The sequence below is a fragment of the Ruminiclostridium herbifermentans genome (assembly GCF_005473905.2).
In the GTDB taxonomy this organism is placed as follows: Bacteria; Bacillota; Clostridia; order Acetivibrionales; family DSM-1351; genus Ruminiclostridium; species Ruminiclostridium herbifermentans.
This window is the reverse complement of the sequence record NZ_CP061336.1, coordinates 4,199,875-4,226,485: the sequence shown is the minus strand read 5'-3', so window position 1 is coordinate 4,226,485 and position 26,611 is coordinate 4,199,875. Positions and strand designations below refer to the sequence as shown.

Annotated in this window: 17 protein-coding genes and 3 pseudogenes; 14 read left to right on the top strand and 6 right to left on the bottom strand. The window is 32.3% G+C overall.

The window, feature by feature from the left end:
• Nucleotides 1-208: 208 nt before the first annotated feature.
• Nucleotides 209-2,389 (bottom strand): methyl-accepting chemotaxis protein, encoded by a 2,181-nt coding sequence (locus tag EHE19_RS17260; RefSeq protein WP_137697342.1) that lies wholly within the window; start codon nucleotides 2,387-2,389, stop codon nucleotides 209-211.
• A 463-nt stretch (nucleotides 2,390-2,852) separates the two neighbouring features.
• On the opposite strand from EHE19_RS17260, the gene EHE19_RS17255 reads away from it, so the two are divergent.
• The 11 genes and pseudogenes from EHE19_RS17255 to proB all read left to right on the top strand — a co-directional run bounded on the left by EHE19_RS17255 (nucleotide 2,853) and on the right by proB (nucleotide 16,062).
• The gene (locus EHE19_RS17255) at nucleotides 2,853-4,040 is read left to right on the top strand and encodes a flavodoxin domain-containing protein (protein WP_137697341.1); all 1,188 of its coding nucleotides are present in this window, start codon (nucleotides 2,853-2,855) and stop codon (nucleotides 4,038-4,040) included.
• A 528-nt stretch (nucleotides 4,041-4,568) separates the two neighbouring features.
• Nucleotides 4,569-4,817 carry a dockerin type I repeat-containing protein gene (locus EHE19_RS19875; protein WP_244648273.1) on the top strand — a complete coding sequence of 83 codons (249 nt, stop codon included), beginning with the start codon at nucleotides 4,569-4,571 and terminating at the stop codon, nucleotides 4,815-4,817.
• A gap of 12 nt (nucleotides 4,818-4,829) precedes the next feature.
• On the top strand, nucleotides 4,830-5,483 hold the full coding sequence (locus EHE19_RS17250; RefSeq protein WP_244648272.1) for an SGNH/GDSL hydrolase family protein: 654 nt from the start codon (nucleotides 4,830-4,832) through the stop codon (nucleotides 5,481-5,483).
• 484 nt (nucleotides 5,484-5,967) lie between these two features.
• Nucleotides 5,968-6,660: an iron-sulfur cluster assembly scaffold protein gene (locus tag EHE19_RS17245; RefSeq protein ID WP_137697340.1), complete on the top strand. Its 693-nt coding sequence runs from the start codon at nucleotides 5,968-5,970 to the stop codon at nucleotides 6,658-6,660.
• Between the two features lie 19 nt (nucleotides 6,661-6,679).
• Nucleotides 6,680-7,678 carry a GGGtGRT protein gene (locus EHE19_RS17240; RefSeq protein WP_137697339.1) on the top strand — a complete coding sequence of 333 codons (999 nt, stop codon included), beginning with the start codon at nucleotides 6,680-6,682 and terminating at the stop codon, nucleotides 7,676-7,678.
• Nucleotides 7,679-8,633: 955 nt separating this feature from the next.
• Nucleotides 8,634-9,604 (top strand): annotated as a pseudogene (locus tag EHE19_RS17235) (DMT family transporter).
• On the top strand, nucleotides 9,591-10,628 hold the full coding sequence (locus tag EHE19_RS17230) for a GntR family transcriptional regulator (protein ID WP_137697338.1): 1,038 nt from the start codon (nucleotides 9,591-9,593) through the stop codon (nucleotides 10,626-10,628). Before EHE19_RS17235 ends, EHE19_RS17230 begins: the two are co-directional and overlap by 14 nt.
• A 426-nt stretch (nucleotides 10,629-11,054) precedes the next feature.
• Nucleotides 11,055-12,674 (top strand): xylulokinase, encoded by a 1,620-nt coding sequence (locus EHE19_RS17225; protein ID WP_137697337.1) that lies wholly within the window; start codon nucleotides 11,055-11,057, stop codon nucleotides 12,672-12,674.
• Nucleotides 12,675-12,692: 18 nt separating this feature from the next.
• Nucleotides 12,693-14,168 (top strand): L-arabinose isomerase, encoded by a 1,476-nt coding sequence (araA, locus tag EHE19_RS17220; RefSeq protein ID WP_137697336.1) that lies wholly within the window; start codon nucleotides 12,693-12,695, stop codon nucleotides 14,166-14,168.
• Nucleotides 14,169-14,277: 109 nt separating this feature from the next.
• Complete coding sequence (araD, locus tag EHE19_RS17215; RefSeq protein WP_137697335.1) at nucleotides 14,278-14,976, top strand: L-ribulose-5-phosphate 4-epimerase; 699 nt, start codon at nucleotides 14,278-14,280, stop codon at nucleotides 14,974-14,976.
• Between the two features lie 240 nt (nucleotides 14,977-15,216).
• Entirely contained in the window at nucleotides 15,217-16,062 is an 846-nt protein-coding gene (gene proB, locus EHE19_RS17210) for a glutamate 5-kinase (protein WP_137697334.1), read from the top strand.
• Between the two features lie 89 nt (nucleotides 16,063-16,151).
• Here the strand turns inward: proB and EHE19_RS17205 are convergent, their stop codons facing one another.
• The 4 genes from EHE19_RS17205 to EHE19_RS17190 all read right to left on the bottom strand — a co-directional run bounded on the left by EHE19_RS17205 (nucleotide 16,152) and on the right by EHE19_RS17190 (nucleotide 21,754).
• The gene (locus tag EHE19_RS17205) at nucleotides 16,152-18,641 is read right to left on the bottom strand and encodes a transglycosylase domain-containing protein (protein WP_137697333.1); all 2,490 of its coding nucleotides are present in this window, start codon (nucleotides 18,639-18,641) and stop codon (nucleotides 16,152-16,154) included.
• A 547-nt stretch (nucleotides 18,642-19,188) separates the two neighbouring features.
• Nucleotides 19,189-19,620, bottom strand: coding sequence for a bactofilin family protein (locus EHE19_RS17200; RefSeq protein ID WP_137697332.1), 432 nt, complete (start codon nucleotides 19,618-19,620; stop codon nucleotides 19,189-19,191).
• 77 nt (nucleotides 19,621-19,697) lie between these two features.
• A complete protein-coding gene (locus EHE19_RS17195) occupies nucleotides 19,698-20,648 on the bottom strand; it encodes a peptidoglycan DD-metalloendopeptidase family protein (protein ID WP_137697331.1) in 951 nt (316 codons plus the stop codon).
• A 746-nt stretch (nucleotides 20,649-21,394) separates the two neighbouring features.
• A complete protein-coding gene (locus EHE19_RS17190; protein ID WP_137697330.1) occupies nucleotides 21,395-21,754 on the bottom strand; it encodes a phage holin family protein in 360 nt (119 codons plus the stop codon).
• An 809-nt stretch (nucleotides 21,755-22,563) separates the two neighbouring features.
• Between EHE19_RS17190 and EHE19_RS17185 the strand changes: the two genes are divergently transcribed.
• Nucleotides 22,564-22,773, top strand: a complete 210-nt coding sequence (locus EHE19_RS17185; protein ID WP_137697329.1) for a ferritin family protein — start codon at nucleotides 22,564-22,566, stop codon at nucleotides 22,771-22,773.
• 479 nt (nucleotides 22,774-23,252) lie between these two features.
• Here EHE19_RS17185 and EHE19_RS17180 read toward each other — a convergent pair whose 3' ends face one another.
• Entirely contained in the window at nucleotides 23,253-25,598 is a 2,346-nt protein-coding gene (locus EHE19_RS17180) for a beta-propeller domain-containing protein (RefSeq protein ID WP_137697328.1), read from the bottom strand.
• A gap of 483 nt (nucleotides 25,599-26,081) precedes the next feature.
• Between EHE19_RS17180 and EHE19_RS20195 the strand changes: the two are divergent.
• A pseudogene (locus EHE19_RS20195) lies at nucleotides 26,082-26,308 on the top strand (helix-turn-helix domain-containing protein); the annotation flags it as partial.
• Nucleotides 26,300-26,464, top strand: a pseudogene (locus EHE19_RS20190) (IS30-like element ISCth2 family transposase); the annotation flags it as partial. The pseudogenes EHE19_RS20195 and EHE19_RS20190, both read left to right, overlap by 9 nt.
• Between the last annotated feature and the right edge of the window lie 147 nt (nucleotides 26,465-26,611).

Below are 26,611 nucleotides of genomic sequence, written 5' to 3'. Positions count from 1 at the left end.
AATTGGATGCAGTAATAATTCTATGTCAATAGATATGGTATAGACAGTAAACTGAATTTCTCGTTCTATGTCAATAGTTGGGGTAGAGCAGTAAACTGAAATAAGCTAATAAAGCTAAGCATAAAGAGGAGGGAAGGCCTTTAATATGCTTAGCTTTATTAGTAATTAGGTTAGTTTAGATAGTTTAGTTATTTATTTCAGAGAAGAGTTATATCTTAAATATTGATATAGCTTTTTCTAAATCATCAGACATTGCTTGTAAAGTGTTAGCATACTCGGCTAATTCTTTAGAAGCATTCATCTGAGTAAGTGTACTTTCAAATATTTCGCCGCTTGTAACAGCCGACTGTTCAGCAACAGCTGATATGCTTTGCATAGATTCAAGAACATTTTCTTTTGAATTCATTATGCTTGATACAGACTGTGACATTCTATCCATACTTTCAATAATTTTATCCATTGATGTAAATATAGTCTTAAAGGTATGATCTGCTTCATTAACGGTCTGTAATTGCTCTTGAATTAGTAAGCTAGAACTTGTTGCTTCTGCCACAGCTTGCTCAGTTTTCAACTGAGCCTTAGATATAATTTCACTGATATTTACTGAAGCTGATTTTGAATGATCAGCAAGTTTCTTAACCTCAGATGCAACGATTGCAAAACCTTTACCAGCTTCGCCTGCTCTTGCAGCTTCAATAGAAGCATTTAAAGAAAGTAAATTTGTTTGTTCAGATATACCAACTATAACTTTTACAATTTTTTGAATTTCTTTCATACTAGAACTTAATTCAGTAATGTTCTTAACTATTCTATCTGAAGCAGAATTAGTTTGATGTGATTTAATATTTAGAGCATTAACTACCTCAGAAGCACCTTCACTTAATGCTTTGGTATGTCCTACAACTTCGGCTACTTCTTTCATATTGTCGCCCACAACATTAATTTCATTAGATAGTATACTCATTGTTTCAACGCCATCGTTAATATCATTAGCTTGCTCATTTGCACCTTCAGCGATTTGCTTGATTGTAATAGAAACCTGCTGAGAAAGATTATTACTTTCGCTTGATGAAATTGCAATCTTATTTGAAAAGTCGAGAATCTTCTGAGCAGATTGTTTAACTTTCTCAACTAGAGCATTTATATTAATCAGCATGGAGTTGAAGTTCCTGCTAATATCTGATAATTCATCATTACCATTATCTGTAATAGAAATTGTTAAGTCACCATCTTTTGCCTTTTTCATATAATGTACGAGATTAACAGATGGTATTGATATACTCTTTGAAATTAACAATGATATTAAAACAGCAATTAATATGCATATAATACCAAATATGATTATGTTAGTTCTTAAATCATCAGCTGTACTATTTAAATAATAAAATGGAATAACTGAAACTATATACCAGCCGTTTATTTTTAGTGAAGAAAATGTTATTAAACAGTTTTCTTCATTACATATGGACTCAAAATTACCAGTTGAAGTATTTAACTCAGTAATCTTCTTAGCAATAGCTTTTGATATATCGTTTGATTCAAATACTGGGAAATTAGCACTTCTCGAAGAAATAACTACTCCATCTTTAGCTACAATAAATATATCAAAAGGTTCGCCAGTAACTTTATCTACACCTATATCTAAGTCCTTATAGCTGCCAGTAAATAAACTCTCATCAGGTATTTGAGTTATAACTCCTAAGTAATCACCAGTTATAATAGAAAATATAGATTTACTTAAACCAACTACTTTTTGGCCATTTGAAGAGTACTGAACCCACTTAGTAGTTTTTTCATCATGAGTTGAATCTAAAATTTCTTTATTATGTTCTAGAATGGATGAATTACCTAATATAGTCTCATAATCTTTTGTAGCATACAAACCGAATGTTTTAATAGCATCATTATTAGAAATACTTGACTGAAAGGCATCAATTATTTTTTGCTTTTCATCGAAACGAACATCTTCATTACCATTTGCATATAATTCCAAAGAACCCTGTAAGGAATTATTAATAGCGAGATCAGAAGCAAAATCCTCAAAATTTTTAATGTTGTTTGCAAGAATAGTACTAGTTTGATTTAAAACTTGTTGAGAATAGCTTTTTACATTATCATTAATTGCCGTAGATGATTTATTATATGTATATACTGATGTAAATACCAATAAAAGAAGAATTATAAGGACAAATGACAAAATAAGCCTTGTTTGAATTCTAATTTTTCTTAAGAAACTGTACAAGGGAGAAGTAGTTGCTTTATTGGTTTTAGCAGTATTTAATTTATTTCTTTTGAATAATCCACTAACATTTTTTATTTTTATGGCTTTTGACGATTTTTTTCTAAATGGCTTTTTAATAATCGATATGATACTTTGTATAAATTTCATGATAATTCCTCCCTCCTAATAAACCCTGTAAAAATGGGTACAACACAAATCTACATATAAGCTAATATGAGCAAAACACAATTTAAATATATCCATTACTATGTTAATTGAAGTAAAGTATCTATTGATTGATTAATTAAGCATAAATCTCAGATGTAAAGACAATAAAATACATACTTGTATTTTTGAAGGAATACCTTTAAATTATACTTTAAACAATATTAATATTCTTCATTCTAAAGCTAATTCCTCTATATATATTTAAATTACGCATAAATGTCTCACAAAAGACAATAAAATACACATTCGAATATATAAATTGAATTTAAATGGTTATAATAATGTTTTGTGTGGTAAAATAATACTAGATATAAATAATACTTGGATGTTTATTATACAATAAAAGGGGTATAAAAAAAAGTACTAATTTACTTAATATGCTGATTGAGAGGATGGTAATTTTATGCTAGAGATTAAAAAAAATATATACTGGTGTGGCATTAGGGATTGGGGACTTGGAGTTTTCCATGGACATGAGCTTTCAACACATAGAGCTTCTTCTTATAACTCATATTTGATTAAGGATAAAAAGACTGTTCTTGTTGATACAGTATGGGATCCATATAAAGAGAAGTTTATTGAAGATTTAGAAAGAAATGTTGGACTAACAAATATAGATGCTATTGTAATTAATCACGTTGAACCTGATCATGGCGGCAGCTTAGGGCTAATTATGGAAAAAATACCAAATACCCCTATGTATTGTACTAAGAATGGTGCTGAAATAATAAAAAGATATTTCGGTAAGGAATGGAATTTTAACATTGTAAAAACTGGTGATGTATTAGATTTGGGAGAATACAAGCTGAATTTTGTTGATATGCAGATGATTCATTGGCCTGATAGCATGTTGGAATATGTTGATGGTGCAAAGCTTTTGCTATCAAATGATGCGTTTGGACAGCATTATTGTGGTAAAAGTATTTTTAATGATGAGAATGACCAGTGTGAAATAAGTCAAGAAGCAATTAAATATTATGCAAATATATTAGGGCCTTTTAAACCTCTAATTACAAAGAAAATAGAACAAATATTGGCAATGAATTTAGATGTAGATATGATTGCTCCAAGTCATGGTATTATATGGAGGACAAATCCTGCACAAATAATTGAAAATTATCTTGAGTGGTCTAAACCAGATTATAACGAAGGATATGCAGTAATTATCTACGATACAATGTACCATGCAACAAGGGATATGGCTGAAGCCATTGCAAAGGGATTAGAGGAAGGTGGAGTTAAATACAAATTATTTAATGCTGCTACAAAGGATAGAAGTGATTTGAATGTAGAGATATTCAAATCAAATGCAGTTATTCTTGGTAGTTGTACTGTTAATAATTCTGTTTTAAGAGCAACAGCTTCCTTGCTTGATGAGATAAAGGGCTTAAAGGTTAAAAATAAGCTGGCATTTGCTTTTGGAGCTTATGGATGGAGTGGTGAGGCTCATAAAATAATTAGCCAGAAGCTTAGTGAAGCAGGGTTGACATTATGTGGAGAACCTATTGGTGTTAGATATAAGGCGTCTCCTGAAGAAATTGAAAAATGTATTGAGGCAGGAAGAAATATTGCTAAACAACTAAAGGCTTAATATAAAGCAAATACAAATTGTTTTTCGATAATATACTAAAACACAAACAAGCCTTTGGTATTATTAATGAATCTAATTTTCATTCGAAAGTTGGATTAACGTATTTTTCTTTGTACGAAATTAAATATGCTAAAAAAATAAGAGACTTTATCAGTGTGATGAAGTCTCTTTATTTATGGGTCATTGATTATTTCTACCACATCTGATATTAATAGGTTTTGAGCAGAATATATTGCTGCAATACTAAGTAACATAGGGTTATTTGAAAATTATTTGTTGTATTTTAAAAGTACTGATATAATTTTACTAGTAGACTTACAAATAATGGATGATTAATAATAAATACTAAACGATATATGAAGGATATTTAAAAAAGTATTAAGCTTATCTTTTGTGTAAATGTTAATAATTGAAAGTAAAAAAATAATTATAGAAGGGAGGTTAATCATACACAAAAGATAGATTAATATACTTATTGGTAATATTGAAAAGGGGGATAAAAAGATATTTGGAAAAAAGGCTTTGGTAATGTTTTTGGTATTATGTATTTGCTTAAGTGTATGTTCTATATGTAATTTAGGTAATCAAGCTATTGCGGCATCACAAATTGGACTTATTGGGGATTTAAATGGAGATGGTGCCATTGATGCACTTGATTATTCCTTAACAAAGCAACTTCTTCTAGGTTTAATTACTGATTTACCTGTAGAGGATGATTTGTATGCTGCTGATGTTGATGGTGATGGAAGTGTAACTGCATTGGACTTATCATTATAAAAGCAGTATTTATTGGGTCTCATAACAAAATTTCCTAAACATACTATTCCTAAAACAGTTACTCCTAGCGCTATTATGCCTTTAGGAGATTCAATAACGGATGGCTTTAATGTAGCTGGCGGTTATCGAATTAAATTATGGAATACTATTGAAAGTAATGGGCAGAAAGTTGATTTTGTAGGCTCAATGTCAAATGGACCAGCAGAACTTCCAGACAAGAATCATGAAGGACATTCAGGATGGCGTATTGATCAGATTGATGCAAAAATCAATGAATGGATGACTACATATAAGCCTGAGATTGTTTTGTTACATATCGGTACAAATGATATAGCTCAAAGTTATAGTGTAGCAAGTGCTCCTGACAGACTAAGCGCATTAATAGATAAAATATGTGCAAAGCTGCCTGCTAATGGTAAAGTATATGTTTCATCAATCATTCCATTAGCCATGGGAAATATGAATTCTCAAGTAGTAAACTATAACAATAAGATACATGGTATTGTTAAATCAAAGGCAGATGCAGGAAAACCTGTTTATTTCGTTGAGATGTATAGTAAAATTACTACTAGCGATTTAGCTGACGGTGTTCATTGCAATAGAACTGGTTATGAGAAAATGGCTGATGTTTGGTATGAAGCAATCAAAAATGATTTGCCTAAATAAGCTTTTAACTAGGTATAATTAAGTATAATATTGTAACTAAAAAGTTTTCACTGTGAAATAAAATTTCGGCTATAATTAACTTTAAGTAAAGATAGTATATTTTTTAACAAAATACTTCTTACAATAAAATAATTATGATATAATAAATGCTGGTATTTTAAGATGCTTTATCTTCAAATATCAGCTTTTGTTTATACTAAAGTCAATTTTGAATAGAGTTTTGATTTAACTAGGAAGCAAACTTTGCGCTAATATAGTTCGCTTCTAGCTACAAGACTCCATAGGTGTAGGATTATGGTACAGTTGTTAGCTTGAATACCATCTCGCACTACAGTATATGCATACTATTGGAAATTGACGTTTGGGTATAACATTAGTACATAATTGTGAATTCTCAGCTTATCGGTAGTTTGCTTTACTCATGTTTTGCTGATATCTGCTAGGCTGAATAAATTTAAAATAGCTATTGAAGGAGGAAGTTAAAATGAATTACTCACATGAAGTTGAAAATATGTGTGTTGTAAAAAAAGGTCCAAATCATGGTCCTGCTCCAATACCTGAAGAAGGTAAATGGGTTAAAGTTAAAGAAGTTAAAGATATTTCTGGTTTGTCACATGGTGTGGGCTGGTGTGCACCACAGCAGGGAACTTGTAAGCTAACTCTAAATGTTAAAAATGGTATTATAGAGGAATCTTTAGTTGAGACAATAGGATGCTCAGGTATGACTCACTCAGCTGCTATGGCTGCTGAAATATTACCAGGCAAGACTTTACTTGAAGCTTTAAATACAGACTTAGTTTGTGATGCTATTAACGTTGCTATGAGAGAGATATTCCTCCAGATAGTATACGGAAGAACACAGTCTGCTTTTTCAGAAGATGGTCTTGTAATAGGTGCTGGACTTGAAGACTTAGGTAAAGGATTACGTTCACAGGTTGGAACAATGTTCTCAACTAAGGCAAAGGGTGTTAGATATCTAGAAATGGCTGAAGGTTATGTTCTCAGTATCGGACTTGATGCAGATGGTGAAGTTATTGGATATAAGTTTGTACACCTTGGAAAGATGATGGAAGCTATTAAAAAGGGTGTTGATCCAAAAGAAGCTTACGAAAAGAATATCGGTACATATGGAAGATATGCTGACGCAGTAAAAACAATAGATCCAAGAGAAGAATAATAAGAGAGAGGTGATACTAGTGGTTAATTTCGAAGGTTATGGAAGAAGAATTGATACAATAAATAAGTGTTTAGCTGAATACGGCTTTAGCAGCTTAGAGGAAGTTAAAGAACTATGTACATCAAAGGGTATAGATGTTGAAGGTATTGTTAAAGGAGTACAACCAATAGCATTTGAAAATGCAGTATGGGCTTATACATTAGGATGCGGTATTGCACTTAAGAAGGGAATAAAAACTGCAGCAGAAGCAGCAGAAGCTATAGGACTTGGCTTACAAGCTTTCTGTATTCCTGGATCAGTTGCTGATTCAAGAAAAGTTGGTATAGGACATGGAAATCTTGCAGCAATGTTATTAAGAGAAGAAACTAAATGTTTCGCTTTCCTTGCAGGACATGAATCATTTGCTGCTGCTGAAGGTGCTATAGGTATAGCAAGAACAGCTAACAAGGTTAGAAAAGAACCTTTAAAGGTTATATTAAACGGACTTGGTAAAGATGCTGCATTAATTATTTCAAGAATTAATGGCTTTACATATGTTGAAACTGATTATGATTTTGCAACTGACACTTTAAAGATTGTTAGATCAAAAGCATACTCAGACGGAGAAAAGTCTAAAGTTAAATGCTATGGAGCTAATGATGTTCTTGAAGGCGTTGCAATAATGAAGCAAGAAAGTGTTGACGTTTCTATCACAGGTAACTCAACTAACCCAACAAGATTCCAGCACTTAGTTGCAGGTACATATAAGAAATGGGCTATTGAAAATGGTAAGAAATACTTCTCTGTTGCTTCTGGTGGAGGAACAGGAAGAACATTGCATCCAGATAATGTTGCTGCTGGTCCTGCTTCATACGGTTTAACAGATTCAATGGGTAGAATGCACGGAGATGCTCAGTTCGCTGGTTCATCTTCAGTTCCTGCTCACGTTGAAATGATGGGTCTTATCGGAGCTGGTAACAACCCAATGGTAGGTATGACAGTTGCCATTGCAGTTGCTATTGAAGAAAATTCAAAGTAAGAGAGTTCTGAGGATTTTTATAATACTAATTCAACCTTCCGGCAAAAAATGAACACTTTCAATTTTAGCTGGGAAAATTGAATAAAAATTTAATTTAGGGGGATTTCTCAAGTCGCGAGTCGGTTGAGAAGTCCTCTTTTATTATCTAGAGGACTTGTGCAAGACTCATAACAAATAAAGATTAATCAAAAAAATTGTAAATAAAGTATAATTTGATTGTTCTATCTTGAAAATATTTTTATGAATGAGTTTTGGTGAGATTAATTATTTATTTTGATTATAACATCTTGGTTAAATCTTGGTTAAATCTTGGTTAGCGGAAGTGTGTTTATGAGAAGAGTAAAGCAGTGTAGTCAATAAAATAGACATTATTATGTATTGAATATTCGAAGAGATCGGCATATAAGTGGTTACTTACAAAAAATATATAACACACGTTATTTGATGGTTTTTGATAAAGACGTGTGTTATTTTTTACACTTTTCCCTTGAAAGATTTTTTTACTTATCATAGTTAACTTAATAGTGTATTTGATAAAAATAATGAAAAATTATGATGCTATAAAGTAGATTCTGCATTATACTATTAAATATAAATATTTAGGGAAGAAGACTACTATTATATGAGGACTGAAAGTAAATGTAATCCATTAAAATGTTTGAATTGCATTTTAGCAAATATGATTGTACTGAAATAGTAAATACTTTTTAGTGAGAATAGCATACTCAATATTCAAAATATAAAAAAGTGTAACTTTGTTTATACTATATATACTGATAGATAAGGTGTATGGTAGTAATCCTAAAATTATATTAAAAAAAACAGGCTGAAATATAAGAGAAACATATTTGAGTTTCTAGATGTTAATAGCACTTTAGAAACTTTTTTATAGAGAGTGTACTTTAGGATATTAATTATTATAATTTTATTAAAAGACTATTTAAAGGTAAAAAATATGTTAAAAACAAGTAAAAATAAAAGCTATTTTACAAATAGAAAAGTTATTATATTATTAGCAATATTTTGCTGCTTTCTGTGGGGGAGTGCGTTTCCGGCTGTAAAAAGCGGTTACATACTTTTTAATATTCCTCAGAATGATATACCCTCTAAAATGCTGTTTGCTGGTTATAGGTTCTTTTTAGCGGGAGTTATTGTACTTATTATATCTAAATGTTTTGGAAGGAAACTGTTTGAATTAAACAAAAATAATGTAGGACAGCTAGTACTTTTGGGAATAACTCAAACATCTTTTCAGATATATTTTTCTACATTGGATTGGCGTATACAACAGGTGTAAAAGGAGCTATCATTAGTTCAACATCTACTTTTTTTAGCATAATAATTGCCCATTTTCTTTATAAGAATGATAGGTTAAGTAAAATCAAAATCCTTGGATGTCTATTAGGGTTTATAGGTGTTATAATTGTAAATATTGATACAAGCATATTAGATTTTAAATTTTCCCTTAAGGGTGAGGGATTTTTACTAATTTCGGCATTTATAGCATCAGCTGCTGCTATTTATGGAAAAAGAATCACACAAATTCTTGACTCAATGGTTGTAACAGGCTATCAACTTGCAATTGGAGGAGTGGTATTAATACTGATAGGAGTTTTAAATCATGGTGCAGTTTTAGAGTTTAATGTAAAATCTGCATTGCTGCTTCTTTATTTAGCTATTCTTTCTTCAATTGCTTTTTTGCTTTGGACAATTTTATTAAAATATAACAAGGTAGGGGAAATAACAATATTTAGTTTTTTCATACCAGTATTCGGGTCCATTTTATCAGCTGTTTTCCTTAATGAGAATATTTTGAAGCTTAAAAATATTTTTGCTTTAATACTTGTTAGTTTAGGCGTTTGGATGATTAATGCTAAAACAAATAGCAGACATAATTTGAAAGGTGAAATAAATGAGCAATCATAAATATACCGAGCTTGCGAATAAGCTTCGTGAAGCAATAAAAACAGGCGTTTACATTGAGGGTCAGAAGCTGCCAAGTGAAAATCAATTGGCTATAAAAACAGGCTACAGCAGGCAAACAGTACGTCAGGCAATAAGTGTCCTGGAAAAAGAAGGGCTCACAAGCCGGATACAAGGAAGCGGCACATATGTTAAAGGTGTGAGACTACACAGAGAGCCTACTCATAATATCGCTGTTGTGACAACATATATTGGAGAATATATTTTTCCTGCAATTTTAAAAGGCATTGATCAGGTGCTTGCGGAAAATGGATATACTTCTATGCTTTCTGCCACTCGTAATCGTGTAGACAATGAACGTAAAGTGCTGATGGATTTACTCAATAAACCAATAGATGGTTTGATTGTAGAAGGCACTAAGACTGCTTTGCCAAATCCTAATATTGACTTATATGAACAGTTTGGGAGACTTGGAATTCCAGTAGTATTTATAAATGGCTATTACCCAAAGCTAAAAAATATCATATATGTAGTTGCTGATGACAGATGTGGCGGAAAAATGGCATGTGAAATTCTTTTGAAAAAAGGTCATAAGCGTATTGCAGGAATATTTAAAAGCGATGATATTCAGGGACACCGCCGATATGCAGGATATGCTGAGGCATTATTTAAAGCAGAACTGTCGGTAGATGATGATAATGTTATGTGGTATACTACTGAAAATCGGGATAGCATTATTGCAGGTACTATTTTGCAAGTTCTTTCGGGTTGCACAGCAGTTGTGTGCTATAATGACGAGGTGGCATATCAAGTTTTAAAAGAACTTCAGCAACAAAAATCTGAAATTATACAGTCTATTGAAATAGTTAGCTTTGATAACAGCATAATAGCAAAGTTTTCATCAACACCATATATATCATTGTCGAATCCTAAAGAAAAAATTGGGTACCTTGCTGCATCTAAAATGATTAATATTCTGAAAAATGAAAAGGAAAGGTCTGTAGTACTGCCTTGGAGTATAGAATAATATATAATAAATAAAAAAAATTTTGTAATTGTTTTGCGAAATATATAATAATTTTTGAGAAATTTCTTCTTGTACCGCATATATTAATGCGGTATTATATTAGAGTAAGTTGTACGTACAACTTACTCTAATATAAGTAATTATTTAAATTAACAATAGAATAATAGTTGGAAAATAAAGTTTATGTCAACATGATATATTTTGGATTTTGTAAATTACAAGTGATTATAACTTATGACATTCTTTGAGAATAGCAAATATAGTGAACATGGTAAGTGAAAACTATAGGTTGCTTTAACTATTTAGTTATTGAAGAATAAAGAATTAAGTTAAAGATTTAAGTAATACTGTTTGCATTGTAAAAGCATAGGCTTTACATATATTGTTAACCATAATTTTGTGTCCAATTTGGGCGTGGAGGTAAACATGAAAGCAGAACTAAAATTGGTTAGAGACGAAGTTATTCAAAAAATTAAAGACGGAAAAACAGTTTTAGGTATTGAATTGGGGTCTACACGTATAAAGGCAGTATTAACGGATGACAAACATGTACCTATAGCTTCTGGTAGCTATGAATGGGAAAATCATTTAGAGGATAATATTTGGACATATCGTCTAGATGATGTATGGACAGGTATTCAAAAAAGTTATCAAAGGTTGGCTGAAGAAGTAAAGGAAAAGTATGATGCACCGCTAGAACAACTTAGTGCCATTGGTTTTTCAGCTATGATGCACGGTTATCTGCCATTTGATAAAGACGGAAACCAATTAGTACCGTTCCGCACCTGGCGTAATACCATTACTGAAAAGGCTGCTGAGGAATTAACAAAACGCTTTAGATTTAATATCCCGCAGCGTTGGAGTATTGCACATCTTTATCAAGCAATACTTAATGAAGAGAAACATGTAAAGGATATTCATTTTTTAACAACTCTTGCTGGTTACGTGCATTGGAAATTAACTGGTCAAAAGGTGCTTGGTGTTGGAGATGCATCAGGTATGTTCCCAATTGACAGTAGTACCTGCAATTACAATGAAAAAATGCTTCAGCAGTTTGACGAACTTGTTGGTAGTAAAAATTTGTCGTTAAGTATTAGAGATATTTTACCAAAGGTACTGATGGCAGGTGAATTTGCTGGATCTCTGACAGAAGAGGGGGCAAAGCTTTTGGATGTAACTGGACAATTGAAGCCAGGTATTCCTTTGTGCCCACCAGAGGGTGACGCTGGAACGGGGATGACAGCTACAAATAGTGTGGCTGAACATACAGGAAATGTGTCTGCTGGAACTTCTATTTTTGCTATGATTGTGTTGGAAAAAGAGTTATCACAGGTTTATCCTGAAATTGATATTGTAACTACACCAAGCGGCAAAACGGTGGCTATGGTTCATTGCAATAACTGTACTTCAGATCTTGATGCTTGGATAGGGCTTCTATCGGAATTTGCCACTGTTTTAGGAAGTGATATAAGTAAGCCGCTTCTATATGATACTTTGTACGGTAAAGCACTTGAAGGTGATGCAGATTGTGGACAACTACTGGCTTATAATTATTTGTCTGGAGAGCCTATTACAAATATGAAGGAAGGGCGTCCATTATTTGTACGTGTACCGGATAGCAAATTTACGCTTGCCAATTTTATGCGTGTTCATTTGTATTCAACACTTGCTACATTAAAGTTGGGGATGGATATGCTATTTGAAAAGGAGCATGTCTACCTTGAACAGCTTATGGGACATGGCGGTTTGTTTAAAACAAAAGAAGTAGGACAAAAGCTGATGGCAGATGCCATTAATGTTCCTGTTGCAGTGCTGGATACAGCAGGCGAGGGCGGTGCATGGGGTATTGCACTGTTAGCAGCTTATATGAAATATAAAGAACAGGATGAAAAGCTGGAAGATTATTTGGCAAAGAGGGTATTTGCAGATAAATCAGGTAGTTGCATAAAGCCCGATGCCAAAAATGTTCAGGACTTTAATTTATTTATGAAACGCTATTCTGAAGGGCTTACAGTTGAGAGAGCTGCTGTTGCTTCAATAAAATAAAAAAAGGAGTGTATCAATATGGCAATGAAAGATTATGAATTTTGGTTTGTGGTAGGCAGTCAGTTTTTGTATGGAAACGAAGTTTTGGATACAGTGGCTTCTCGTGCTGCCGAAATGGCTGAGAAAATGAATGCTTCTGGAATTTTACCCTGCAAAATCGTGTATAAGATTACGGCTAAAACTCCTGAAGAAATATATAGTGTAGTAAAGGATGCTAATTATCAGGATCAATGTGCTGGTGTAATTGTGTGGATGCATACCTTTAGTCCATCTAAAATGTGGATTAATGGTTTAAAGGAACTTCAAAAGCCTTATTGTCATTTTGCTACTCAGTACAATAGGGAAATTCCAAATGAAGAAATAGATATGGATTTTATGAATCTTAATCAGGCAGCGCATGGTGACAGAGAGCATGGCTTTATTAGTGCACGTCTTCGCATGAAACGCAAGGTTATTGCTGGTTATTGGCAAGATGCTGATGTACTTGAAAGACTAGGAGATTGGATGCGAGCAGCCATAGGTGTTGCATTCAGCAAGACACTAAAGGTTATGAGATTCGGCGATAACATGCGTAATGTAGCTGTTACTGAGGGTGACAAGGTTGAAGTGCAGACAAAGCTTGGGTGGCAGGTTAATACTTGGCCTGTTGGTACGCTAGTAGAGTACATAAATAATGTTACAGACCAAGAAGTAGATGAGTTAATGGCTGAATATACAGAAAAATATGAGATTAATACTGACAAACTCAGTAGTATTCGCTATCAGGCGAAAGAGGAAATTGCTATTAAAAAGCTTTTGGATAGAGAAGGCTGTAAAGCATTCAGCAATACATTTGAGGACTTGTATGGTATGGAGCAGCTTCCAGGTCTAGCTAGTCAGCGATTAATGGAACAAGGATATGGATATGGCGGTGAAGGTGACTGGAAAGTAGCTGCAATGACTGCCATAGTAAAAGCAATGGCTGAAGGGAAAACTGGCGGAACTACTTTTATGGAAGACTATACATATGACTTGACAAAGGGTAATGAATACAGCTTGGGAGCACATATGCTAGAGGTTTGCCCAACTATTTCAGCAGGTAAACCCAAAATTGAAGTGCACCCACTTGGTATTGGAGGTAAAGCTGATCCTGCTCGACTTGTCTTTGAAGGAAAAGCTGGAAAAGCTATTGTAATAAGTCTTATAGATATGGGTGGCAGATTGCGCCTAATTTGTCAAGATATTGAGTGCGTGAAGCCTATATATGAAATGCCAAATCTGCCAGTTGCTCGTGTAATGTGGCGTGCTTTGCCAAACCTGCTTGTTGGAGCTGAGGCATGGATTGTTGCAGGAGGTGCTCACCATACAGTGCTGACATATGATGTAACTGCAGAGCAGATGAGAGATTGGGCACGTATGATGGACATTGAGTTTGTACATATTACAAAAGATACTGATATTGAAAAACTAGAACAAGAACTATTTCTTGCTGATCTTGCTTGGAAGTTGAAATAGAAGAGTTAAATTCAAACCCAAACTATGATGTGATATTATGGGTTTTAGCTGCTGGCAATTGGCATTTAATATTTTTATTATCAAATCCAATGGCAAGGAGGGGAAATTTTTGCTAGAAACATTAAAAGAAGAAGTTCTAGAAGCTAACTTATTATTGCCGAAACATGGGCTTGTTACTTTCACATGGGGAAATGTATCGGGTATTGATCGACAAAAGGGGCTGGTTGTTATAAAGCCTTCAGGTGTAGAATACTCCGATATGAAAGCCCAAGACATGGTTGTTATAGATTTGGCTACAGGCAAGCAGGTTGAAGGGTCTATGAAGCCTTCGTCAGACACAGCTACACATTTGGTGCTGTATCGTGCATTTCCTAATATAGGTGGTATTGTACATACACATAGCAGATGGGCTACAGTGTATGCACAGGCAGGTATGGGAATTCCTGCACTAGGAACAACACATGGAGATTATTTCTATGGTGAGATTCCATGCACACGGAAGATGACGGTGGAGGAAATAAATGGAGAGCCTGGGCACTATGAACTTGAAACAGGTAATGTTATTTTAGAAACATTTAAGGATAAAAGTGCTGATGATATTCCAGCTGTTGTTGTGCACAGCCATGGTCCATTTACTTGGGGTAAGAATGCGAAAAACGCAGTCCACAATGCTGTAGTGCTTGAGGAAATAGCATTTATGGCATGGCATAACCAAATGATGAACCCGCATATTAAGCCAATGCAGCAAGAATTACTAGACAAGCATTATCTGCGTAAGCATGGTTCAAATGCATATTACGGACAGTAGAAATAAGATTGTTACTATTTAGTATAAAAATATTAATGGCAATTTTTACTTGTCAATGCATAAAGATATTCAATTATATATAGAAAAAATGTATAAATAAGTATATAATATTTTTTATTGTATACTTATTTTTTACATATTTTTTAGGATGAATGTAATAACTTTTGAGTATATAAAAATTAACCCGATGTATGAAGATTATAATTAGCATATAGTACATTGCTTTAAATGGAGGTTAAAATGGACTTTGAAAGAGAACATTTAAAAGATTCACAGAGAATAGTCATTAAGGTAGGGACGTCAACATTAACTTACGATACAGGCAAAATAAACTTTACCCGTATAGATAAGTTGGCTAGAATAATTTCGGATTTATCAAATCAGGGTAAAGAAGTTATACTTGTTACATCTGGTGCTATTGGTGTAGGCGTAGATAAGTTAAAATTGCCCGAAAGGCCCAAAACAATACGTGAAAAGCAGGCCGTTGCTGCTGTTGGACAATGTGAACTTATGCATATGTACAGCAAATTCTTTTCTGAATATGGGCATATTGTCGCACAGATATTGCTGACTAGAGATATAATGAGTGATGACCATTGCCGTGAGAATGTAGTAAATACATTTGAAACATTGCTAAAGAAGGGTATAATACCTATCGTAAATGAAAATGATTCTGTATCTATAGTTGAATTGAAGGCAGGTCAAAAAGATACTTTCAGTGAGAATGACACTTTGTCAGCTCTTGTTTCTAAGCTTATAGCTGCAGATTTATTAATTATATTATCTGATATCGATGGCTTTTTTGACTCGGATCCAAGGAAAAATCCTGATTCCAAAATGCTTTCTATTATTAAAGAAATTACTCCCGATATCGAACTTTGTGCAGAAGGTGCTGGTACAAAGAGAGGAACAGGAGGAATGGTCACAAAGCTTAAGGCAGCAAAAATTGCTACAAGATCAGGAGTAAATGTAGTCTTAACAAATGGAAGTAATCCCGAAGTTATTATGGATATAATTAATGGCGAGAATCTAGGTACAATTTTTGTTGGAAAAGCTAAGAAAGAAGACGTAAAAGTTAAGAAATAAAGCGTAAAATAAAAGTGCGCAGAGAATGTTAGATTTTATTCTTTCACTCTCTGTGCACTTTTTATTTCATTACTGTAATATTCAATGATTTATGGAATAACATCTAAGTCCTCATTCAGAAAAAAAGGAGTATCTAGAATTGGGCCCTGACCAAATTGCGGAAGTGGAGCATTAGGTCCTTTTGTAGAGTTAGATGGAGGCCCTATAATACTAGATGAACTGTGTATAGTACAGTACTCACCTTGAGGGAGTTCATATATCCAATCCTTAATCTTTGACACTAAAGATGGGTCTTTAGGAAGGTAAGGAACTGGTCTTTGAATAAATACTCTTTCTTGTACTGCCGAAGCAGGACAATGTTCGTTTGCTAACAATGGTCTGCCGTATATGTCTTTGCTAGTAGTATCCACTCTTGCTAACACATGGACATCACAGGTATCTTTGGGTTCTGTACCTTTTACAAAATACTCAGTTCTGATTGCATTTCCTCTAGGATCATGGCTGCAATGCTCACCTGGTAATTTACCTGAATATATGCAGACAGATTTCTTTACAAGTCCCTCAGGTTGCTGGAAGTCTTTAACCTCTAAGTCAGCATGTATCCTATTCATTACTTTATTCCATAATAGAAGGGATTGATTATACTCAGAACTTTTTAATGACTTTGGGTTATTGTATCCATACCATGTAGCACCTACATAATATGGAGAGTATCCAACAAACCATTTGTCGTAATTATCGTTAGTTGTACCTGTTTTTCCTGCTGTTGGTATAACTTTTCCGGCTGAGTTTTTAACAGTTCCTAGACCGCCTGTAGCAGCTGTACCAGATGTTACAACATCTCTCATCATATTAGTCATAAGGAAGGCTGTCGTTTCTTTATATACAATGTTCTTTTTCTGTTCTTTAGTTTTATCAAGTATTATATTGCCACTTTCGTCAGTAACCTTTGTGTATGCTATTGGTTCAAAATATACACCGTTGTTAACAAAGGGAACATATGCAGAAGCCATAATTAATGGATTAACACCCTCATTAAGACCACCAAGAGCCATAGAAACATATTTTTCTTTAGATCTATCAATATTTACCTTCTTTAGGTATTCAACTGATTTTTCAGCACCTAAATAATCCATAAAAACTTTTGCTGCTACAACATTTATGGAACTTCTAATACCACTTCTTATTGTAGAAAGACCTCTAAAGCTAGATTCGGAGTTTTTAGGATATGGTGTAGTTGGGTTCTGCGGGTCAAGATAAATTGGGACATCATCTACAACAGTTGCAGGTGTTATTAAGCCCAAGTCTATCGACGGACCATAAACAGCTATTGGCTTAAAGCTTGAACCGGGCTGTCTTTTCATTGAGGTAGCTCTGTTAAGAGTGAAATTACCCTTTTTATATCCATATGCCCCATACATACCACGAATATATCCTGTATTAGGATCTAAGACAAGCATTGCACCTTGAGCCTGCATATCAGGATTACTTATCTTTTTGTTTACAGGAAAATTTTCTATATTCGTAAACTCTTCATTCATTATTTTTTGAATTTTAGAGTCCTGGGTTGTATATATTTTCAAGCCGCTATTGTAAATCTTTATATTAGCAGCATCACTAGAAATATTGTACTTTTCCATTAAGTCCTTTTGAACCTGAGTCAGAACATAGTCAACAAAATAACTCTGAACATTATTAACAGAAACATTCTCATCTGTTTTGTTTTCGTAAATTTTCAGTTCTTCAGCAATAGCCTCATCATACTCATTTTGAGTAATTTTACCTTGATCCAGCATTGCTCGTAAAATAATCTCTTGACGTTCTTTGTTTCTTTTTTTATTATTTTCACCCAAAGTAGGATCATAATATCCAGGAGATTTTGTTACACCAGCAATACTTGCACATTCAGCAAGTGACAAGTCCTTTACATCCTTATTAAAGAACTTTTTTGCTGCAGCTTGTACACCATAGCAGCCTGAACCTGTAGTAATACGGTTCATGTAATTATCAAGAATTTGATCCTTTGAGAGATTTCTTTCAAGCTGAATAGCTTGCCAAGCTTCCTGGACTTTTCTTTTTATTGTAGTATCTTCGTTGCCAGTAATATTTTTAACTAATTGTTGAGTGATGGTACTACCGCCAAAGGAAGCATCTCCTAAATTAATAATATAACTAATAGCCGCTTTTATAAATCTTTTGCTGTCAACGCCTCCATGATTATAAAAGTTCTTATCTTCAATTGCGATAAATGCATTTCTCAAATTATCTGGAATTTCTGAATGAACTACTACAACTCTGTTCTCACTGCCTTTAATCTGAGCTATTTCAGCACCTTCTGAATCATATATAAAAGAAGTAAGTTTAGTTAATTCAAGTTGATTTGGTGTAATTGCATCAGCGCTTTTTAAATAACCAAGACAAGCACCTGCTAATATACCAGCAAAAGTGCAGCCAATTGATATAAAGATAACAACTACTGTTTTCAAAACAGCGAGAGCAAATTGTGAATACACGCTTTTTTTCTTTGTTTTCTTTTTTTGCTCACTTTTGCCTGAAGCAGTATTTCCGTTAGATTTCATACTTAACCTCCATAAACCAAAATCACAAAATATATGTTGAGTATCTCCTTTAGCGAATTAGTGAATTTAGGAAATAAATAAATATTTGTCTAAGACATTATATCACAAATATTTGTCACGTGTATAATTTTTACTAAAAGTCAATTAGGGAGCATGTTTCTTAATGTTTATTGTTGGATGTACATAGAGTTATACAGTAAATAAGTTATTGTTAATGTACGGCTTTAACAGCTAGATGTAACAGGTTTTTTATTAGGTATATTTACATTTTGACAACAGAGGTTAAATATTCATTAAATATTCATTAAATATTCATAGGGAAGTAAATATTTCTCTATTTCCCGAAGAGGTATAATTTGCACTGTTATCATATATGCTTTGAGGTTCGTTACTATAATTTTTCAAAAAAATACTCCATTTCATTTACATTTGATATGGAGCATTTCAATATAGCTATTAATATAAATTTCTAACTTAAACTTCGCAGTTGGATATACTGCTTTAATCCTAAAAATATAATGTATGATAGCATTATCAAATAAAATAATTACATTTCTGTTTGTCCTTCGTCAATAACAGAACTTTTCTTATAATCCTTCTTTTTACCCATTAATAGTGATTTTGAAGTTTGGGTTTCAAGCATTTTACAATTTCCCTCAAATATACTGCCTTCGTCACAAATAAAGGATTTTACTTGGATATCTCCCAACAATTTTGCGGTAGATAAAAGTTTAAGCAATCCTGAAGAAGATACATCTCCATCAATGCTTCCTGCAACATGTATATTTGATGCTGTGACATTACCTTTAATACTAGCAGCTTCACCTATAAAAAGGTCACCTTGAACAGAAATATTTCCTGTTATTTTTCCGTCTATTCTGATAATTCCTTTAGAATTAATATCTCCTATTAATTCTGTATTTGAACCAATTAAGGTATCAAAGGTTGCTTTTTCAAAATCCGTCTGTCTATTAAACAATGTCTTTCCTCCCTTGAAGTATATTAAATTATTTAATATTAATCATAACTAACAAAATATTTATATAAAATTATTATTTATTTAGATGAAGTAAAATCAAGATACTCAGTTGGATCAACAGGAGTATTATTAATTCTAATTTCAAAATGCAGGTGAGGTCCTGTGCTTAAGCCTGTACTACCAACTAAGGCTATTTTTTGGCCTTTTTTTATAGTATCACCTTTTTTTACTAGCAATTTTGAAGAGTGGGCATATAATGTACGATATCCATTTCCATGATCTATTATAACATGGTTACCATATCCACTTGAATATCCTGAGAATTCTACGATACCTGCAGCAGATGCCAATATTGGATCACCAGTAGAAGAGTCTATATCAACACCGTCATGTTCTTTATTTACTTTTTTAATGGGGTGGTTCCTCATTCCAAATGGAGAACTTATTTTTCCTGAAGCAGGAATCAATGTAGGAATAGCGTTAACTACCTTTTCAAGTTTTTCTTTTGAATTTTTAAGTTCATTAATCAACTGTTCATCTGAATTAAAATCTTTATTTAATTGCTCTACAATACCATTTAGTTCAATTAAGTCTAAGCCAGCTTGGCCCGTGACTTTGCTTTTGTCAGCAGAACCCCTATTAGACTTAGAGATATAATCATCAGCTATTTGCTTATACATGGCAGTAAACTCATTAATTTTTTGTTTATTAGCTGCTTCATTTGATTGCAGGGTTTTTATTTGATTATTGCTAGCTGCCAACAGCTTATTTTGCTCAATGAGTGAAAGGGATAAGGTCTCTATCTGCTGCTGTAAGTCTTTTTTGCTCAATTCCTTAGCTTGTACACTGCTCTGTGAAAAATTAATCATATATACTGAAAATGAAATCGAAAGAACTAAAAGCAATGTAGCTAACAGTTTTGCAAATGGTGCCTTAATTGAATACTTTTTAACACTATCATTACTATTTGGTATTATAACTATTGAGTAGGTCTTATTGAGTTTTTTGATAATACTTGAAAGATTCATTAGCATATACCACCGTTCTTATTTACAGTTTTGATTATATTAGTATACAAAGTTATGCTGTTTATCTCTACCTTTTATGGAAATAAATCCATTGTATTTTAACCAACAGTTTGGGATTTTATGAATTATACATATATAAGTTTTAATTAGAAATTTATATCCCAAACCAAAACATAAGCTTTAAGTCAATAACAATTAAGAAACTATTTGGTATTATAGAAAAAATAAGAAAAATATTATAATAAAAAATTTCAATAAAAATACCACTTTCTTTATAACATTATTGAAATAATGTTGCAATACTTTTATAAAATTTAAAATTTTAATTTTCTTTATTTTATAAATATTCTAGCTATAATCAAACTAAAATAATGATTTTCAGTGGCGTGGCATAAAATATTGAAGATTAGCTTCTGAATAATTATCATGTAAAATTAAAATTATAAAAAAAATAATTGGAAAATAAAGGTTTAATTACATATATATGTGGAATAATTATAGTAACGGCAAACTGATTCAATTAATACACTGAGATTCGTCCCTTTACAAGGGACATTTTTTTTTGATATTTTATAGAAAATAAAAAATGAATCATTGGTATATAGAAATTATTTTTAACTTATATTTATTTTTTAATAACAAAGGAGCCATTACAAAACTAATTTAGTTTTGCAATAACTCCTTCCTAGACTAAATAAAATTAATACTTTTAATTAATATTTCTGTTAATGGTTCCTTAAAGCAAATTACATTGCTCTTCCAGGAATAATTGCATCTACGATACCATAAACTACAGCACCGATTAAAGCGCCAAGTAGAGTTATATTGTATCCTGGGACAAAAAACTTAATAGCGTATATAATAACCGCAGCTAGTAAAAAGCCAGAAATTCCTCTTCCAAATGGAGCAGCATTAATTCCTGAAATCATATTAACTAGCAAATCTAAAACAGCAAGAACAACTGCGGCGATTGCTAGTGAAACCCATGATGAAATTGAAAAGCCAGGCGTAAAATATGCTGTTATGGCTAAAACGACTGCTCCAACAACTAAACGCAATATAAATTGCACAACACTAGATCGTTCCTTATGCTCAACTTTTTCCATAGTAAATTATCCTTTCTTCTTAGAGATATTATAACTACAGTATATTTTTTCTCCTTATGTATAATAATATTCTGATAAGTTTTGGAAGACTTAATAATTTGAAAGTTTAGCTAGTGATTACATGGTGCATGTTCGAGTCTCAAAATCACAGGCATTATTTTCTAATGTATGTGATATTTACTTATATGATTTTTTTGAGTTTATCAAAAGTTTTAAGTACTTTTCTATGATTTTTCTATATTCATTTTCCATGGCTTATAGTGTGCTAAAACTGACATTGTGTCCAACTAATTCATTCAATTATTTCACTCTAATCCAACTTTCCATTGATAAGTTTAACACCTACGATTTATTAAACTGGGAAAGTTGAATTAAAGATATGTTTTGAGTTCATTAAAAGCATTTAGATACTTTTCCATTTTTATTGTGTACATGGAATATAGTAAGTTAAAACTGACATTGTGTCGGTTATTCAGTAAAATCACTTTAAGTACTGTATTAAACTTATTTTAATTGCAATGTAAAAATTTATTATGCAATTTTATCTTTTCAGAAATTAGATATATATATGCATTAGTACAATGAAAAGTGCAAACAATATAGTTATAAAGGTCATAAAAATTTAGACATAAAAATTAAGAAAGGAGAGAACTACGTAAAATTTTTAAAAAGTCAATTAACACTAAAAATATTAATATTGTCATTATACTTTGTATTTAAATATGGTTAGTATAAGAATTTTTTTACTAACTTATGCCGTCAAAAACTTGAACTTTATTGACTTTATAAATTTGCGTAGCGATATTATTATGAATGAGAATGAAATAGAAATTACAACTTATGATAGGCTGCTTAGAGCGTGGGAAAATTCAATGGAACTAGTTAGAGATTATGAAATGTATTCTAAAAGGGTAGAAGATGAAAAGGTTAAGAATGTATTTAAGGAATTTGCTGAAGATGAAGGAATGCATGCATCTAAGCTGCGAAATATGATTTTGGACTATAAAAAACGAGTTTAGATAAGGTATACAAATTTTGGTGAGTTGTATTCTGATTACTAATATGTCATTATTCTAAAAATATCAGGTCGAATTTAAGAATGGTTTACTGCCAAGGTAATTGCATGAAATAGTACTAAGTAGTATTATATATCTAATTGCCTAGCTCGTTTAGAAATTGATGCTAGAAATAGTAGGTGAAGAACAAGTATTGCAGCCGACACAGCGGAAGTAAAGTAACTGTGAGTATTAACCCGAGACAGGATGCCTTGGTAATACGGTCTGCTGAAGTGCTTGTTCTGCACCGCAACTATTTTAGCGTCAATTTTGTGAGCGAGTAATAGATATATATTACTACGTTGTACTGTTTAAGCAGTTTACTGTTAATAAATATTTCTTGTTTTACAGCACCCTTTAGTAGATATACTTGCTCGACTAATTCTTAAAATTATTTCTGGATATTAGGCAAGGCAAAATAATATAATCAAAGCTTTTAGCATTTACTTTAGCATAAGTGTATCAATTTTTTCTAATGTTTTATAATCATATGAAGAAACAATTCCATCCTGAATATAATAGATCTTGTCACCAATATATAAGTTTCGACGGCCATTTGGTATATAATTTCCATAGACTTCAGGCTGAATGTACTCCAAAATACCTTTTAAATTAATATTGTTGTTATCTAAATTAATAACCGCAGCGCCTTGGCTCCAATTGTTTGAAGTATCTGTAATATATACATCAAATACTACATTATTGTTAGTTTTATCAAACATGACAGCTTTATGATTATATAAGGCTTCGGAATAGCTGCCAGAGTCGCCAAGCACGTAGTTTGATATTTCCGTAGGCTTACCCATATCTGATACATCAAATAAGGATAGCTTTAAACCTCCTTGTCTTGTACCTACTACAATTTCCTTGCCTGTGGAATCTTTTTTGTATATTTCATAGGTATCCTGACCAATTCCCAGAATCAGGTTGTCTCCAACTGGGTGCAAATAATTGCTGAAGCCTGGTATTTTTAGTTCTCCTGTTACTTTAGGACTTTTCGGGTCAGATAAATCAAAAACAAACAGAGGATCAATTGTTCTATAGGTTACGATATATCCCTTATCTCCCATAAAACGTACAGAATATATCTGCTCACCTTTTGCTAAGCCTGTTACTGAGCCGCAAATATTAAGAGAATTATCCAGTATAAATAGGTTGTTCTCACTATTCCAGGTTGTAGCTATTCTGAAATATCCGTTGTGCTCGTCCATAGAAAATTGATTTAATACATAACCATTTACATTACCTGAGCCAGCATACCCTATTTTCATTCCATCTATATTAAATTTGGTAATTGTTGAGTTACCATTATAGTTATTACCTACTAAATAAATGGATGAAGTATTCATATACATAATATGTCCGGAGGCTGTAATGGCTTCAACCTGAGTTTTCTCATTGTTACTTATATTAATGGCAGATATAACTAAATAACCATATGATTTTTCATCAGGTAATAGCATTATGTCGCTAATGGATAAAGCTTCGTGCTTATCGCTTACAACTGTATCTCTCATATAAGGCAATATTATATCGTTATATATACGAGAGTTTGTTACAAGGTACACTATATCACTATTTTTTCGGCTGGATTGATAGCTGCCTTCCATTTCATGACCTTTAATAAATTTTGGATTTTGATGGTCAGAAGTATCGTAAACATCAACAAAACTGTAGTTTTTATATCTATAAGGAATATATAGCTTGGCATCAGGAGCAATATCTGTAGTTGCTATAAATTCATTTTCAATAGCAGGACTTGCTTTAGTTTTTTGTTCTGGTATAGTACTATTTTGAGTTTCATACCTGTTGCCAATTAACACAAGACGGTTTTCATCAATGTATATTTCAGCTACTGTTTTATTTTGCGGCAGTTTAATAATTGCTGATTCTTTTAAGGTTCCATTACTGTCAGTACTGACAATACGGACTGCATTGTTTCCAGCAATATAGATATACTTTCCATCTGTTTTAACAATATCAGCCTCGTCAATGCCTTGTACCTGTGTATTTGTAGTAGAATAATCAGATGAAGAATTTGCGGTATCCGATAGAGGTGAATTGCTAACAGATGCATCTGCAGCAGCTTTTGAAACCTCTAATTCCGCAGCTTCAGAAAAGGCTATAAATATATTGTCTAGCCTAATGTCAGACTGAGACATGACGGCTTTTATTTGATCAAGAGAGGTTGCTTTAACGGCAGCTCCTATTTTTTGCTTAATACTGTCTGCAAGTTTTTTATTTTCTTTTAGATTAATTTCAGTATTACCTATAGCAATTATTTTGTTATAGTATGAAACCTTACGACCTAATATGTCTTCACATATTACTTTTAGAGGTACCATTGTACGCTGGTTTAAGATAGAAGTTTTTGTATCTAGCAAAACTTCATTTTCTGATGATTTATCTTTAATAATATATTTTTTTTCTCCTATTGGAAATATGTATTGCTTGCCGTTATAATTTATTATTGCTTTTCTTTGTTCTGCGTTGTAGCTGACATCGGCTTTAAAATATTCTGACAGTGCACGTAATGGGACTAATGTACGATTGTCAATAACTGTGGCTGCTACGTCGAGATTTTCAGGGTCCAATGGTGATATTTTATCCTGTGAAAGTATGAGTGGACTCCCTACATAAAGATAGATATCACTGCTTTCATAACTTTCTGCAGCTGGGTTATCTTGATTTGGTAAAGATAATGTGTGACCTGATGAAGGAGACATAATGCTAAATAAAATTGAGAGGGTTAGAGCTAAAATGCTGCTAGATTTAAGTTTTTTTTTCATTCTAAGTTCATCCTTTCTATGTTTTTATTAACTTGACGAGTTACGCTAATTATCTAATAAAATTATAGTACTAGTTAAATTATACTTTTATTAAACTTACCTAAAGGTTATATATATACTGTAAATTAGTGTGTTTAGCTGTAGTAAACACTCACAAATATTGCATTTTATTGACTTGTTTATGATGTAAAAAAATCATTTGTAACAATTAATTACTGACTTTACTTAACATTATAATAGTTATTAATTATATTTCTTCATTAATATTATGTATACTATTAATCCTAGCAAATATATTGAATTTTGTAGTTAATACAATACGTGTATTATCTTAGACGATAATAGCTTTAATTTGTTCCGTTTAATTATAAATTTGCTGATACTTTTCATAATGATAAATATTGTGTATTCTTAATATATAATCTTAATATTAATTAGAAAGTTGTAAAATTAAATGCCGTAAGACAATAGAATAGAAAACTCATGGTGTTCCATTGTAAAATGTTTAACGACCAAGAAAAACATAAGCAAAGGAGCATCATGAGTTATATATGGATAATAGCTCAGAATTACGAAAGAATAAACACCTAAATGAAAAAGAAAGATACGCTATAGAACTATACCTTAAAGAAAAGTATTCAGTAATTGAAATATCAAAGCGATTAGGTAGGCATATAAGAACTATTGAAAGAGAAATAGCCAGAGGTACAAACGAGAATATTAATAAGCTAATAAGAAGATTTATACCGAAAGGAACAGATATAGCAAAAGTGAGTAAAGCCAAGATAAAAAACATAGAAAGATGGATTAACGAATACCCGAGGAGAATGTTTGGTTTTAAGTCTGCAAAGGAAATGGCTACATAAATATTAAATGTTATATATTTAGAAGTACTATAAATAACAATGGAATTACCAAAATTTTTAACGGCATTTAATATTGCAATTTATATCTTAATAATTGAGGGATAGTATTGACAAATCACTATATTTTTAATAAATTCTGTAGAATAT